The following is a 242-nucleotide window of genomic DNA, read 5'->3' on the forward strand; positions in this document are numbered from 1 at the left end:
GGCATTTTCATTTTTTAGTATAACATTTTTCATTTCTTCTCAAAAGACAGAAAACTGATTCTGTAAAACTTGTCGGCTGGGAACAGCTTGCAACGCAAGGTGTCCCCAGATGGCAAGTCCACAAAAGGGTAGCTGGCGAAAGCCAGCGCAGGGGAAGTGTAGCGTCCCCTGTTTGATTTGGAGCAGACCGTGGCTGCGGAAAATTACAGCCCTCCGGCGAGGAGCCTTCGGAGAACGCAATG

Origin of the sequence: Coprococcus sp. AF99-45 (assembly GCF_027663865.1) — a bacterium.
GTDB classification, from domain to species: Bacteria; Bacillota; Clostridia; order Lachnospirales; family Lachnospiraceae; genus Allocoprococcus; species Allocoprococcus comes.